Source organism: Bacillota bacterium (assembly GCA_012727955.1).
GTDB lineage: Bacteria > Bacillota > Limnochordia > DTU087 > JAAYGB01 > JAAYGB01.
On sequence record JAAYGB010000008.1, the window covers coordinates 51,135 to 65,933 of the forward strand.

The window sequence follows — 14,799 nt, forward strand, 5'->3', positions numbered from 1 at the left end:
AACCGCCTCTGTCAGTCGGCGGTCGCGCAGGGCTTCCTCGAGTGAGGTCCAGCCCTTGACTTTTCTTACCTATCAACGCTTGTTTTCATCAGGACGGCGGAGTCAATGTTAGTAAACACGTTCTCCTGCATCCCTTCCTGATCCATCACCGTGATCACCGTCCGATTCTTGACGCTGACCACCAATGCCATATCATCCATCAGAACCAGCGAGTCACGAGACCCCTTAGCTGCAGCTTTATCAACGGCTCGATTCAAGGCCTCCACCTGGGAAGCACTGAGCTGAAGGTTCCGGGACTTGAGGCGAGCAGTGGCGTGAGCAGAGAACTTCACCGCCTTAGCATCGGTCCGCAGCTGCTTGTCCAAAACCTCAGCAAAGGACCTATGCCCCTGAGCCTGCTGAGTTCGTCCCTTGGTTACGTCTGTTGTTACCCTTTGCGGGCGAGGACCGCCAATTCTGTAGTTATATCCGCCTATCCGATCTACCATAGGCCCTTCCTCTCTTCCTTACACTACCGATGTGATGTCCCGCATGGAGATCACATGCTTTTCCAGATGCAGTTGCGGCTCCCCATCGATGAAGGTTACCCTAGTAACGGTACCAGTAATTGTGGAGCCTGTCTCAGGGTCCACAGCCTGGACCTCCCGCCCCAACAGACTGCTTGCCTGACTAACAGCGCTGATTCGCATGTACGAGTCGGTAAACCGATTCATCGCTTCCGCAAGATTTTGCGTCTGTTCCAGGGAACTAAACTGCGCCATCTGGGCTATGAAGTCCTGATCCGACATTGGACTCATGGGATCCTGATACCGCAGCTGTACCGTCAACAGTTCCAAGAAGGCGTTCTTATCCAACTCTTTGACTGGCTCCCGGTCCTGCTTCTGCACGGTGGTGGTGACGTCAGTCATCGCACTGGCCGTCCTACTGCCGCTGATGATCACTCTCTTCACCTCCTTGCATATCGCTCATCCTGAAGTCTAAGCTAGGTAGTCCACGGTGGAATCCCATCGAGCTCGGGATACAACAACGGGCTCGCTATCCTCATCATTCCTGGCCAAGGGGGCCATCGACGACATTACTCGGCCCTGTTGTTCTTGGGCAAAGCCGGCACCCAGATCAGCATCGGATTGGGAATGTCCCCACTGACCAGCAAAGTTGGTGTCAAAGGTAGAAACCTCGACTTCAAGCTCAGCTAGTTGTAGGCCCTGTTCCTGGAGTTGATCGCTGAGTGCGGAAAATCCCGATTCAATGGCGGCTTTTACCTGGTGACTCTCCACGGCAAATCTGGCCACCACACCTCGTTGTTCCACCTCGATGCGAATCTTCATCTCCCCCAGCCATTCTGGCTGTAATTCGATTTGCATCTCATGGACATCTTCCACCCTCGATAACTCCATCCGCCTGATGGCCAAGCCAACCTGATCGACAAGGGCTTTGGGATCGGAAAGGGCAGAGCTCTCAGCTCCTGATTGCACCGTCCCATCAAACCGAGTCTCAGGTTGCTGGAATAGCTCCGATGCCGCCACGACACCGTCTCCATCGCGGCGGACTACGGCCTCGGACTCAAAATCCGATTTGTCCGCTGCCCAATTGGTTTTTCCCGCAAAGTCCTCCTGCTTGTCCACCGAGGCAGCAAGCCCTGGCGCTGTTCTTTGCGGAGCCGTGTTAGCATCAAGGAATCCGTCGTCTTCAGTCACTGTGTACTGTTGCCAGGTGTAGTCTCTGATTGCCCTCTGCGCTGCCACCGGGCTATTGGGGCGATAGCGACTCAAGGGTCCAATCACCGGGTCGGATTCCTCGGACTGCCTTAAGTTGGACTCCACGGGCTCCATTTGTTCTTGCTCACCCATCGACACCTGCTTCCCAACCAGTCCCTGAAGACCAACAGGGAAGAAAGCGTCACCTTCTGCCTGCGCGGGGTTATGATCGCTGGGATTGGCAGGCGGGACTGCCACAGGATCCAACTCACCAATCTGGCCTTCTACCACTGGGCTTTCCCCAGTCCCTTGAACAGGAAGTCTGGAGGCTGGAGTCTGAGCTGTGGATCCTCCAAGGGACCCTGTAGCCTGCTCCTTGGCAGCAACCGGGACTCGGACTGATCTTAAGGGCCCCAGTCGGGTTCCTTGGTGGTTCCTTTTGCCCAAGGCTTCACCCATTACTCCACCAACAGGCCGCCTGACACCGACAAAGCTGCCTGACAACCCTGCCGGTAACCCTGGTGATACCAGCCCGCTATCCTGGCCAATGAAACCACCGGCCAGCTCACCGGGTTTGGCTGGAAACTCGCCCTTGTCTGTCGCCAGGTGATGGGGATCAGACCCTTGGATTGACATCGGCAAGGCAATGTCTTCCCTCACATCTAGGGACGGACTGGCAGTCACCGTTGCCAAGCCAGCCCCTGCATCCGGTGCCGGACCCACCCCTAGCAACTCACTACCGGACAAGGATACATCGGCGGGAGAGTCTTCCAGGGAGTCCATTGGAGCGGAGCTGAAATTAGAAATCAGCAGCGACCAGGTCACCGCATCGAGCTCCTGGCTGGAACCAGACTCAGTTTCGCCATCAGTCGGTACCCCTCGAGGCCGCTCTGGTTGGCCTGCCACATTCCTTTCCCGGTGGGCCTCGTTCCTTGGACCATCACCTTTGACAGATGTCTCGCCCTGGCCAGCAGCATTGCCCAAAATCTCTTGGAAATTGCCAGCTTCCTGCGATTTCCCCAATGCGCCGGAACTGGGTAAGGCAATCTGCTGTTCCGTTTTGAGTGCAATGGGCACGTTAACTACAATTCCCATAGTTCACCTCCTTTGCCATCATCTTTCCTTTATATACCTAAACTGGCTCACCCTATTCACTGCTCAGCAGCTGTAGGATTTGGGCAGCCAGTTGAGGTTCCATCGCTTGTAAGTGTTCGGCAGCCAGCTTCGGCTTCATTCCGCTGAGAATTGTTACTACCACTGACTTGTCCATCTCAGAGAAAATTGAGGCGGCCCGTTTCGGATCCATCTCTTCATAAATCTTCCGTACCCGCTCAAGGTCTTGGACAACCTCCTGTTGGGCCTTCAGTTCCTGCTCCCACTCTTGGAGCCTTTGAGCTTCAGTCTTTAGCTGCGCGTACTGTAGCGCTAACTCCCTCCGCTCTACCTCCAACTCTTCCCGAGATGATGCGATTTCCTCCTGCAAGGCCAGCAAGCTCTGCTCCTGCTCGACCAGGCTTTGCCGTTGGCGGGCTAGCTCTTCACTTTCCTCCTGACCCAACCGATAGGTGGTAATATGGGGGGCTAGTGCCGGTATCTTCTCACTTTGGTTCATCGCCAACGAAACAAAATCCACCACTCCCGCTGCCTGGAGAGTTATCACGCTAACCACAATGGCCAAGAACAACGAAAACACTGCTAGTAGAAATTTGCGCATCATCCACCGCCCTCTTGCTGCCAATACATCTTTCCAGCTATTTCATCAAGCTCTTTCTGCTCTTGGTAAAGCTGCTCCTGTTGGTACTCACTGAGCCGTCGTTCCCGTAGTCGCTCAAGAACCTTCCGGTCTTTGGCCAGGGAGCTGAGGATCTGCCTTTCTTTCGCCACCTCTTGCCGGCGAGAGACAAGTTCTCGCTCCGTTGCGTCAATCCGCTCACCCAGGGCGGCCAAATGCCTGGAATAAGCAAGTAGCATGTCTGGTCTGGGGCTAGTCTGCTGGAATCGTCGCAGCTCAATTTCAATCCCTTCGCGGCGATGGTTTAGGGCCTGCAACCGGTTTTCAGTGTCACGCTCTCTTCGCCGGGCTTCAGCTAACCGCAGCATTTGCTGCCGCTCCCTTTGGCGCCGCAACTGCAAGACCCGCTCCAGGGAAAAAACGAATCCCATTTTCCTCTTCCCTACCTATCCTGCCGAACTACAGCCTGCAGTGCATTGATGGTGTCCTCCAGCCTAGCCACCTCATTGACGGACTGAACCAGGAAATTATTAATCGACTCGTGATACTCGATGGCTTCGTCCACCCGAGGATTGGTGCCGGACTGATAGGCCCCAATGTTGATTAGGTCTTCATGTTCAAAATAGGTAGCCAAAAGCTCCTTCACTCGAGCTGCGTCCTGAAGGTGCTTCGCCGATACAACCTCCGGCATCACCCGACTGACACTAGCTAAGACATCTATGGCGGGATAGTGTCCCTGATCTGCCAGCTTCCGGGACAAAACTATGTGCCCGTCAAGAATTCCCCGCACAGCGTCGGCGATAGGTTCATTCATGTCATCGCCTTCGACCAATACTGTATAAAAGGCGGTAATGGTACCCTCTGGTCCCGGACCAGTGCGCTCCAACAGCTTTGGTAACATCGCAAAGACCGACGGCGGATACCCTCGAGTAGCCGGGGGCTCGCCAGTAGCTAGTCCAATTTCCCGCTGCGCCGCGGCGAACCGCGTCACAGAATCCATCATAAACAAGACAGTGTGTCCTTGATCTCGAAAATATTCGGCGATCGCAGTGGCTGCATAGGCTGCCTTGAGACGGATCAAGGCCGGTTCATTGGATGTAGCCACTACGACAACGGAGCGTCTCAGGCCCTCTTCTCCCAGATCCCTCTCCAGAAACTCCCTTACCTCCCGGCCCCGCTCTCCGATTAGCGCGATTACATTAATCTCCGCCGTGGTGTTTCTCGCCATCATCCCCAACAGGGTACTTTTCCCCACTCCGCTCCCGGCGAAGATCCCCACCCGTTGCCCGCTACCGCAGGTGAGCAACCCGTCGATGGCTCTGACTCCTACGGACAATGGACTTTGAATGCGCTGCCTGGTCAAGGGATTCGGCGGTTGCCTTTGCAGGGGATACCACTGGCAGGTGTGAATTGCTCCCTTGCCGTCGATGGGCTCTCCCAGTCCATCAATCACCCGACCCAAGAGTTCGGGCCCCACCTTGATCCGCAAGCTAGTGCGGGCCGCGGTCACCACATTGCCGGGACCGATACCATCGAGTTCACCCAAGGGCATGAGTAGTAATTTCTTGTCGCTAAAACCAACTACTTCCGCAGGCAATGGTTCTTGATCGGCTCGGTCGATATAACAGAGTTCACCTAAATTGGCTCGAGGCCCGTCGGCCACCAAAGTCAGCCCCACCACTTGGGTCACCACTCCATAGTGGCGAAATTCATCAACGGCCGCAACAGCCTCGAGATATCGGGATAGTCGCTTAGGTGAGGCCTTTGGGCCCGCTTCACGACCCATCGCGCATCACGTCCATAACTGCCTGGGCAATTTGACTCATCCTGGTGTCCAGTCGGCCATCAACACTGCCAAACTCCGTCTCCACCACGCAACCACCGGGCTCGATAGAGACATCTTCCACAAATTCAATCCCCTCAAACCCCTGTACCCCTTGCAAAAGGTCGGAATTATCCTGCAACAATGCCGCCACCGTAGGATGCACCTTGACTCGCACCCGCTCTGCTCCCGGCAGGGAAGCCAGGGCAGCTTCGATGACATTCACCGTCACCTGAGGAGCTTGCTTAATGCGCTCACGGATCACCTTTTCTGCTACGGCTAGGGCCAGTTGCACAATATCCCCTTCACTTTGCGCCAAGGCCTGTTGCCTGATCCCGGCCGTTTGGTGGATAAGCTCTGTTAGCTGTTGTATTTTATCTACCCAGGCTTGCTGCCCTTCAGCCTGACCTGTCGCTTGGCCGTGACTATACCCGGCTTCATAGCCTTCCTTCTGGCCCTGGGCAAACCCCTGTTCATAGGCCTGTTTCTGCTGCTTCCGGGCTTTTTTTTCGCCTTCCTGGCGGGCCTGCTCTAGGATCTCTTGGGCCTGTTCCTTGGCACGGGCGATAATAGCTCTAGCCTTTTCCTCGGCCTGAGCTTGCAGCTTCGCTGCCTCCACCGCTACAGTATCCACCGCTGTGGTATCCACCGGCCAGCTGACGCTTGCACCGTTGCTGATCCTGGCCAAGGAACGGGACCAGGCTCCATCATTTTCCTGGATAGCCTCAAGCTCAGCCGCTTTGATAATCCTACTAGACCACAACTTCATCTTCTCCACCTCGATAGATGACGATCTCTCCGGCATCCTCTAGCCGGCGAATAGCCGCCACGATGGTTTGCTGAGCTTCCTCTACATCCCGCAGACGTACCGGACCCATGTACTCAATCTCTTCTCGCAACATCTCACCGGCTCGCTTGGAGATGTTACGGTAGATTCGCTCGCTAACCTCTTCCCCGGCAGTCTTTAAGGCGAGAGCCCAGACTCGGCTTTCCACCTCTCTAAAGACCTGCTGGATAGAACGGTCATCGAGCCGAACAATGTCTTCAAAGACAAACATCCGCTTCCTGATTTCATCGACTAGGTCAGGGTCACTTTCTTCTAACGCATCTAGAATCGTCTTCTCAGTGCCTCGGTCAACATTATTTAATACATTCACTGCAGCCTCCAGACCCCCGGCAACACTGAAGTCCTCGGTAACAAAGGATGACAATCGCTTTTCTAGCTGAGCCTCAATTTCCCGCAATACCTCCGGGGAGGTCCGATCCAGCACCGATAACCGGCGGGCAACCTCAACCTGAAGGTCAGGACTTAAGGCGGAAAGTATGATTCCAGCCTGATCCGGTTCCAAATAGGCCATGATCAACGCAATTGTCTGGGGGTGCTCGTTTTGAATAAAGCTGAGAATCTGAGCAGCATCGGTTCTGCGAGCAAAGTCAAAGGGGCGCACCTGCAAACTGGAAGTGAGCCGGTGCAAAATTGCTTCGGCTCGCTCCTCACCCAAGGCTTTGCTCAACATCTCCCTGGCATAGTCAACGCCACCCCGAGAGATAAAATCACTGGCTTGATACATCTCGGAAAATTCTTCCAACACCATATCCTTAACATCGGGAAAAACCCGACGCATTCCGGCGATTTCCAAGGTCAAGTCTTCGATTTCATCTTCTCTTAGATGTTTTAGTACCCGGGAAGAGACTTCGGGGCCAAGGGCAATCATCAAAACAGCGGCCTTTTGTCTTCCCGTCAACTCAGATACATTTGGCATCGGTACCTCTCCCCTACTCCTCATCCATCCAAGCCCGGAGCAAAGCCGCGACAACGTCGGGTTCCTCGTTGGCAATCTCGAGAATGGCCTCAAGGGACTTGTGAGGCTGTCGCTCTAGCCGCGGCACCGCCAATTCATCCTCCAAGTTATCGTCAACGACAACATCGACTACCGGTGTATCCCCACCGGGCGCCAGGGCTCGTCTTCTTCTCCGCCATCCCATCCACAGCAACAGCAACAAGACAGCAGCAGCAACGTACCAAATCCAATGGGAAAGCAGGACATAATCAGGCGTTGCCACCAAATCACCGGCCATCGCCATCATCGGCGATGGATCGAATTCCATCACGTCAACGGTAACGGTGTCACCCCGTTCCGGCTGCAACCCTACCGCCGCTGCCACCATCTGCTCCACCATCGCCAGTCGCGCCGGCGGAAGATCACTGTTCAGCCAAACTGCCACCGTTAATCGCTCTACTTGCCCTGGAGCCCGCACTACCTGCGCGCTCTTGCGATTCACCACATAGCTGCGGGAAGCATCCTGTCGACTGTACTCACCTACTTGGCTCAAGTCCATCTCCGCGTATCCCGGCACATTGCTGGCCACCCCGGCAACACCACCGGCAGAACCGGCCAGACCGGTGTAGGACTCCCGGGACTCCTGCTCTGTAAGCACCAGTCCCGCATCATCGACCACCGGTTCATAGATCTCGAAGACCTCTTCTTGCCGATCCAGGTTCAGGTCGGCACTGACCCGCAGGGCAACGTTGCCATAGCCAAATACCCTTTCCAGCATAGCTTGAACCCGGACCTCCAGGTCCCTTTCAAAGGCCCTTTCGATCTCAAAGCGGCTGAGTACACCTTCGCTGCCGCTCAAGGCGTTGGCAGGTCGATGTAACACGTCCGAGAGCACCAGCCCCCGTTCATCAACAATAGTTACGTTCTCCGCTACGAGGCCGTCGACACTGGTGGCCATGAGATGGGCAATGGCCCGCACCTGTTCCGTGGTAATCTCTGCACCGGGTTTTCTTTCCAGCAAGACGGAAGCCGTGGCCGGTCTTTCCGATTGAGAGAACAGGGAGTGCTCTGGTAGCACAATATGAACCCGGGCGCTGGCTACAGATTCAATCTGGAGAATCGTCCTCGTCAACTCTCCCTGTAACGCTCGGATGTACTTAACCCTGCGGTCAAACTCTGTTTCGCCAATCGCCGTCCTATCCCACAGTTCCATGCCGACCACGCCGCCACGGGGTAATCCCTGACTGGCCAGATCCAGCCTAACCTCATGCAGGCGATCCTCGGGCACGAAAATGGTCGCCCCGTCTTCTCCTACGGAATAGGGAATAGCATTGTCCCTTAAATAGGACATCACTTCTCCGGCGTATTCCGGACGAAGCTGACTGTATAGTGGTCTCCATTGTTTGCGACCAGCAAGAAGGGCTATGGCCAAGATAGCTACAAAGACCAACACCCCGACACTTGCAATAATGATCCGCCGGCTTCTTGGCAGACCATTCCAAATTGATAACAGTTGATCCCGTGTCTTGGTAAATAACTCTCCCACTGTACACTAACCCCTTTTGGTGCGCCACTGTTGTTATATTTGCATCCGCATGACATCCTGATAGGCCTGTAACAATCGGGTGTGCACAGCCAAAAGATAGTTCATCGCTAAGGAGGCATGCTCTACCGCTAGCATTACTGAATGAATTTCAATATCCTCACCTTGGGCAAAGGCCATGATCGCCTCATCCGCCTTGTGCTGCAGCTCATTGACCTCATTAATCGCCTCGCGGAGCATCTGGGAAAATGATCTGTCAGCTTTCTCGATCACCGCATCGGATTTGGTAGAAGAAGGGAAAACCCCAGCTGTTTCCGTTATTGTCAGATTAATGGGAAGGGTCATCTCCCGAAGCCTCCTTTTCCTCCCGTTATCCTCCTAGGCACCTAGCCTAGCCCCGCCCGATCTCCAGTGCCTTGGTAGCCATCGCCTTGGCCGCATTGATCGCTGTGATATTAGCCTCATAGGCCCTAGTGGCGGAAATCATATCGACCATCTCCGAAACCACGTTAATGTTGGGATACTCCACGTACCCTTCAGCGTTGGCATGGGGATGATCGGGATCGTAAACCATTTTTCCGGGCCCTGGTTGAGTGACAATTTGCTGCACCCTAACTCCCTGAGTAGCCTGTTGTCCCGGTTTGGCGCCCGATACCCTTCTGGGCTCGAAAACCGCCATTTTCCTGCGAAAGGCCCCGCCGTCTTCGGTGCGAGTGGTATTGACATTGGCCAAGTTGTCGGCAATTAAATCCATTCGTAGTCGCTCTGCAGTCAAACCAGAGCCGCTAATACTCAAAGTCAGAAACACACCCATAGGTTACCGCCTCCCTGCATCGATCACCGTACGAAGGTCCCGCAATCGGCGGGATACATATTCAGCGATGGTATTGTAACGCAAAGCCGTTTCCTCCAAGAGGACCATCTCTCGCTCGATATCAACGTTGTTTCCGTCGTTACGCATGGTGCTTGTCCGATCTTGAACCACCCTAATAGGTCCCTGCGAAGCTCGCTGTCCTCGATGGGGGGAGGTTTTCTCCAATTCAGCGAAGGCTTGCCGGGCCACCTCTCGAAAATCTACATCGCTGCGCTTAAACCCCGGTGTATTGACATTAGCGATATTATCGGAAAGCACCGACTGTCTTACAGACAAAGCATCGAGCACCCTACCTAGGGCAGAAGTAATCTCAAACATCAATCCACTGCCTCCCGAGAAACTCTCCGTTACTTGGATATTTTTGGTAAAACCTTGTTTAACCTCGTGTCAAAAGTTATAGCTTTCGGTTAAAATATTCGAACATTTTTTATATTCCTCTGGAAGTTCGTAGGATATTTTCCTATTCCTCAAAGTTAATCCCAGTTCCTGCACGTCTTTCGTCCAAACGTTACTAAACTAGATAGGCGCCAAGTCCTATTTTACTAAACCGACGATGGGACCAAGGTCCCGCATAACCCGATAATCAAAAAGCACCGGTCCGAATGGTCTCGGAACGGTGCCTGATCCCTTCTTAAAGCATAAAATCTAGAGGATAAAGCGGCTTAGATCTCGGTCGGTGACCACATCGGCCAAATTCTGGGCCACATAGTCCCGGTCAATCACCACTGTCTGACCCATCAACTCCTCAGCTCGGAAGGACACATCCTCTAGGAGCCGTTCTAGCACTGTGTGCAGGCGGCGGGCCCCAATATTTTCTGTACGCTCATTAACTAGAACCGCCAGTCGGGCAATTTCACCGATTCCGTCTTCGGTGAACTCAAGTTGAATGCCCTCGGTGGCCAGCAGGGCTTTATACTGCCTAAGGAGGGCATTGCTGGGTTCCGTCAAGATGCGGCGGAAGTCCTCCTCTGTCAGGGTGTCCAGTTCAACCCTGATTGGGAAGCGACCCTGCAGCTCAGGAATCAAGTCCGAGGGTTTGGAAACGTGAAAAGCTCCCGCTGCGATAAACAAAATATGATCCGTTTTGACTGGGCCGTACTTGGTGTTCACAGTGCAGCCTTCCACAATGGGCAAGATGTCCCTCTGTACCCCTTCCCGGGAGACATCGGGCCCCAAGCTTCCTTCTCGGCCCGCGATTTTATCGATTTCATCGAGAAAGATAATGCCCATGTTCTCGGCCCTGGACACGGCCTCCGCCGTCACTTCATCCATGTTGAGCAGCTTGGCGGCTTCCTCCTGCGCCAGCAAAGTGCGAGCCTTAGCTACCGTCGTCTTCCGCTTGCGGGTCTTCTTGGGGAGAAATTCGCCGAATATATCCTGGAAATTGATCCCCATTTCCTCAACTCCGGCTCCGGAAAACACCTCAAGCATCGGCGCACTATTGTCTTCAAGCTCTACCTCAATGACGACATTTTCCATTTCACCGAATTTCAAAGCCCGCTCCACTTCTCTGCGCTTGGCCTGGGCCTCTTCCAGTTTGATCTGGTAATTCTCCTCGGTGTCGGGGTTCCTGGGACCGGAAAACCCAAAGATATTAGGTAGTCCAAAACCCTTGGAGCGCTGCGGAAGGGGGGCCAAAATATCTAATAGCCGCTGCTGGGCCATCTCTTTAGCCCTGTCTTGTACCTCAAGCATTTTTTCTGCCTTGACCTGGCGCAGCGAAACCTCTACCAGATCTCTGACCATTGATTCTGCGTCCCTGCCAACGTATCCAACTTCAGTGAACTTGGTGGCCTCCACCTTGATAAAGGGCGCCTTGGCCAGCCTGGCTATGCGTCGGGCAATTTCTGTCTTACCCACGCCAGTGGGACCAATCATGAGAATGTTTTTGGGCAAGACCTCCTCCTGGAGATCTTCAGGTAAGCGACGCCGCCGATATCGATTGCGCATCGCAATGGCCACTGCCCGCTTAGCCTTTTCCTGGCCAACGATGTACTTTTCCAGTTCAGCTACAATCTCTCTAGGGGTCAACTCCTCCATTGCCACACCCTCCCCCCTACGACTCATCGTCAAGGGTCAAAACCGTAATCTGATCATTGGTAAAGACACAGATTGAGGAGGCGATCCGTAGGGCCTCAACAGCCACTTCTGGCGCGTTTAGATCAGTATGGGTCACTAAGGCCTTGGCCGCTGCCAGGGCGTACATTCCACCGGAGCCAATCGCTGTAACCTGATCATCGGGCTCAATCACATCACCGTTACCGGAAAGAACTAGGGTCCTTTCCCGATCCATCACAATCAGCATGGCCTCCAGCCGCCGCAAGACCCGATCTGAACGCCACTCCTTTGCCAACTCCACTGCGGCCCTGACCAACTGGCCCCGATACTCCTCGAGTTTACCTTCGAACATCTCGAACAAAGTAAAAGCGTCGGCAACGGAACCAGCGAAGCCTGCCAGCACCCGGTTGTTATAGAGTTTGCGCACTTTGGTAGCCCTGTGCTTCATTATTGTCCGTTCGCCCAAAGTAACCTGTCCATCGCCGGCAATAGCAACTGAGTCCTGAGTTCGTACCGCGACTATGGTCGTCGCCTGAATATCCATTTAGCATTTCCCCTTCGTTTGATCCTGTGGGATCAGCGGTTCAAGCCCTGTACTGCCATCCGACTCAAGGGAACTAGAGCTATTCATCGGACTCTACCGTTCTCTGGTAACCGCACTCCTTGTTGGAACAGCTAATTTGGTCGGGTTTGGTCCTTCGCCGCTTCCAAACTAGCATCGAGTCGCACTGGGGACACTTCTCCCCCACCGGCTCATCCCAGCTGACAAAGTCGCAGTCGGGGTAATTGCTGCATCCGAAGAAACGTCGACCCCTTCGGCTTCGGCGCTCCACAATGTCACCACCGCAGTTGGGACACTTAACTCCAATGGACTGCAACAGGGGTTTGGTGTTTCGACACTCAGGAAATCCAGGACAGGCCAGAAACTTCCCGAAACGACCGTGTCGAATCACCATGTTACGACCACAGTTCTCGCAGATCTCGTCGGTGACTTCTTCTTCAAGTTCAACGGTCTCCATCTCTTCAGCGGCCTGTTCCAGTCGCTGGGAAAAGGTACCATAGAACCGGGTCAGCACTTCGTCCCAGCGGATCGTTCCCTCCTCCACCGCATCCAGTTGGGCCTCGAGGTTGGCGGTAAACTCCGTGTCCAAAATCTCGTCAAAGTGCTCCTGCAGCAAATCGGTAACGATGAATCCCAGTTCCGTTGGATGAAAGCGTTTCTCTATCAGTTCAGCGTACCCTCGCTTCTGAATCGTGCTGATGATACTGGCATAGGTACTGGGGCGTCCTATTCCCAGTTCTTCTAGGGTCTTGACTAACATCGCTTCCGAGTAGCGGGCCGGCGGTTGCGTAAAGTGCTGCGAAGGTGTAACCGCTGTTGACTCCAGTTTCTGACCCTCTTCCAGCTCCGGTAAGAACTTCTCGCCGGGGGTGTCCTCTTCATCGTCACTGGCTTCAATATATAATTTCATGAAGCCAGGAAACTTGATCTTCGAACCCGTTGCCCGCAACTGATACTCCCAGCCGCCTCCTGCGCCTGAAGAAGTACCCGGTTGGGCAACAATGTCTACCCGCATGGTATCCATCACTGCCGAGGCCATTTGACTGGCCAGAAAGCGTTCCCAAATCAGTCTATACAAACGCAGTTGGTCACGCTTCAAGTATCCCTTGAGCTGGCTGGGAGTTCTATAGACCGAGGTGGGCCGGATTGCCTCGTGGGCATCCTGGGTCCGCCGGCGGGTCCGATATTCCCTCGGCTGCTGCGGACGATACTCCGGACCAAACTCCTCGGCAATATACTCCCGGGCCTCCTGTTGTGCCTCTTGGGAGATCCTGACGGCATCGGTACGAATATATGTTATCAGTCCCACAGTCCCCTCGTCGCCCACATCGAGACCTTCGTACAGTTGCTGGGCAATCTGCATAGTCTTGGAGGCACTAAAGCCCAGGCGGCGGGAGGCCTCCTGTTGCAGGGTACTGGTAGTAAAGGGGGCCGCCGGATTGCGCAGTCTTTCCTTGCGAACCACTTTGCTGACAGCAAAATCTGCTCCCTCAAGGTCGGTCACAATCTGCAGGGCCATTTCCTCATCGATGGTTTCCAGTTTGTTGCCATCCTTGCCGGTAACTTGTGCGGTGAACTTCCCCTTCGGATCGGTCTTGGGGTACAGTTCCGCTGCCACGGTCCAATACTCTTCCTGCTCAAAGGCTTCAATCTCTTTTTCTCGATCACAGATCAGACGGACGGCAACAGACTGAACCCGACCGGCACTGAGTCCTCGCTTGACCTTACTCCACAGCAGGGGACTTAGCTTGTATCCCACCAGTCGGTCTAAAATCCGTCGAGCCTGCTGGGCATCGACTAAGTCCTGGTTAATCGGTCGCGGGTGTTTAATCGCATCTTGCACAGTCTTCTTAGTAATCTCATTGAACTCCACCCGGCAAGGCTGATTGGCATCGAGCTTCAGAGCATCGGCCAGATGCCGACTGATGGCTTCTCCTTCTCTATCGGGGTCCGTCGCCAGATAGACCCTTCCGGCCTTTTTCGCCGCATCCCGCAGCTCCTGTAGGATGGGCCCTTTCCCCCGAATGGTGATGTATTTAGGCTTGAACCCGTTTTCCAAATCCACCCCAAATTGACTCCGGGGCAGATCCCTGACGTGTCCCATCGATGCCTTCACTTGATAGCCACGGCCCAAGAACTTGCTGATGGTCTTGGCCTTTGCCGGGGACTCTACAATAACTAACGCTTTAGGCACTGTTTCACCCCTCGTAGGTCACGGCAGCCCTAATGGATCTGCACGTCTTTATCTTTGTGACTGGATAGCGTTCTACCTGTCAACAACGATGATTTCATCCGATCTGAAAGAACGCGGGGGAATAGCCACATCAACTCAGCCACAGTGACTGAATCCGTTTCCAGTTCCATGACAGAATGTAACAGATCCTCCAACTCCCTGGGAGTCAGTAGGTCGTTATTGAGCAACTGCCAAAGATAGCCTTGTGCATCTATTTCTAATTTATTTCGTTCTGCCCAACTCAGAACCCGCATTGCATTGGTCGAACTGAAACTCTCTGGTAGGTTAACCAGTAGAAATTCTGGAAGAGAAAAAATTAAGGAAAAAGCTGCATTGATTTCCTGCAGCGAATAACCGTCTTCGATCAGCTCACTTACTATTCCCTCAACATCCTGAGCCGAAACGGGGGCTGTGAGGACCCGCTCCGCCACATAGCTCAGGATTTTCCTGACTCTATTCTTCATATCCCTTCTCCCCTTAGCTTTCGAAACCAATTA

General features: G+C 54.1%; 16 protein-coding genes. All 16 read right to left on the minus strand.

Annotated features, from left to right (window positions below; genetic code table 11):
• Positions 1-65 precede the first annotated feature (65 nt).
• On the minus strand, positions 66-488 hold the full coding sequence (locus GX030_02245) for a flagellar protein (protein NLV91200.1): 423 nt from the start codon (positions 486-488) through the stop codon (positions 66-68).
• 18 nt (positions 489-506) lie between these two features.
• Complete coding sequence (locus GX030_02250; GenBank protein ID NLV91201.1) at positions 507-941, minus strand: hypothetical protein; 435 nt, start codon at positions 939-941, stop codon at positions 507-509.
• Positions 942-977: 36 nt separating this feature from the next.
• A complete protein-coding gene (locus tag GX030_02255) occupies positions 978-2,792 on the minus strand; it encodes a hypothetical protein (GenBank protein NLV91202.1) in 1,815 nt (604 codons plus the stop codon).
• 52 nt (positions 2,793-2,844) lie between these two features.
• On the minus strand, positions 2,845-3,414 hold the full coding sequence (locus tag GX030_02260) for a hypothetical protein (GenBank protein ID NLV91203.1): 570 nt from the start codon (positions 3,412-3,414) through the stop codon (positions 2,845-2,847).
• Positions 3,411-3,860: a flagellar export protein FliJ gene (gene fliJ, locus GX030_02265; GenBank protein ID NLV91204.1), complete on the minus strand. Its 450-nt coding sequence runs from the start codon at positions 3,858-3,860 to the stop codon at positions 3,411-3,413. The genes GX030_02260 and fliJ overlap by 4 nt, the downstream gene beginning before the upstream one ends.
• Before the next feature lie 11 nt (positions 3,861-3,871).
• A complete protein-coding gene (gene fliI / locus GX030_02270; GenBank protein NLV91205.1) occupies positions 3,872-5,215 on the minus strand; it encodes a flagellar protein export ATPase FliI in 1,344 nt (447 codons plus the stop codon).
• On the minus strand, positions 5,205-6,020 hold the full coding sequence (locus GX030_02275; protein ID NLV91206.1) for a hypothetical protein: 816 nt from the start codon (positions 6,018-6,020) through the stop codon (positions 5,205-5,207). The genes fliI and GX030_02275 overlap by 11 nt, the downstream gene beginning before the upstream one ends.
• On the minus strand, positions 6,004-7,014 hold the full coding sequence (fliG, locus tag GX030_02280; protein ID NLV91207.1) for a flagellar motor switch protein FliG: 1,011 nt from the start codon (positions 7,012-7,014) through the stop codon (positions 6,004-6,006). The genes GX030_02275 and fliG overlap by 17 nt, the downstream gene beginning before the upstream one ends.
• A 13-nt stretch (positions 7,015-7,027) precedes the next feature.
• On the minus strand, positions 7,028-8,578 hold the full coding sequence (fliF, locus tag GX030_02285) for a flagellar M-ring protein FliF (protein ID NLV91208.1): 1,551 nt from the start codon (positions 8,576-8,578) through the stop codon (positions 7,028-7,030).
• 33 nt (positions 8,579-8,611) lie between these two features.
• Positions 8,612-8,920 carry a flagellar hook-basal body complex protein FliE gene (fliE, locus tag GX030_02290; protein ID NLV91209.1) on the minus strand — a complete coding sequence of 103 codons (309 nt, stop codon included), beginning with the start codon at positions 8,918-8,920 and terminating at the stop codon, positions 8,612-8,614.
• A gap of 46 nt (positions 8,921-8,966) precedes the next feature.
• Positions 8,967-9,389: a flagellar basal body rod protein FlgC gene (flgC, locus tag GX030_02295; protein NLV91210.1), complete on the minus strand. Its 423-nt coding sequence runs from the start codon at positions 9,387-9,389 to the stop codon at positions 8,967-8,969.
• 3 nt (positions 9,390-9,392) lie between these two features.
• Positions 9,393-9,767, minus strand: coding sequence for a flagellar basal body rod protein FlgB (gene flgB, locus GX030_02300; GenBank protein NLV91211.1), 375 nt, complete (start codon positions 9,765-9,767; stop codon positions 9,393-9,395).
• Between the two features lie 327 nt (positions 9,768-10,094).
• Entirely contained in the window at positions 10,095-11,489 is a 1,395-nt protein-coding gene (hslU, locus tag GX030_02305) for an ATP-dependent protease ATPase subunit HslU (GenBank protein NLV91212.1), read from the minus strand.
• A gap of 16 nt (positions 11,490-11,505) precedes the next feature.
• Positions 11,506-12,051, minus strand: a complete 546-nt coding sequence (gene hslV, locus GX030_02310; GenBank protein ID NLV91213.1) for an ATP-dependent protease subunit HslV — start codon at positions 12,049-12,051, stop codon at positions 11,506-11,508.
• Positions 12,052-12,130: 79 nt separating this feature from the next.
• On the minus strand, positions 12,131-14,263 hold the full coding sequence (gene topA / locus GX030_02315) for a type I DNA topoisomerase (protein NLV91214.1): 2,133 nt from the start codon (positions 14,261-14,263) through the stop codon (positions 12,131-12,133).
• Positions 14,264-14,292: 29 nt separating this feature from the next.
• Entirely contained in the window at positions 14,293-14,766 is a 474-nt protein-coding gene (locus GX030_02320) for a DUF494 domain-containing protein (GenBank protein ID NLV91215.1), read from the minus strand.
• Positions 14,767-14,799: the final 33 nt, after the last annotated feature.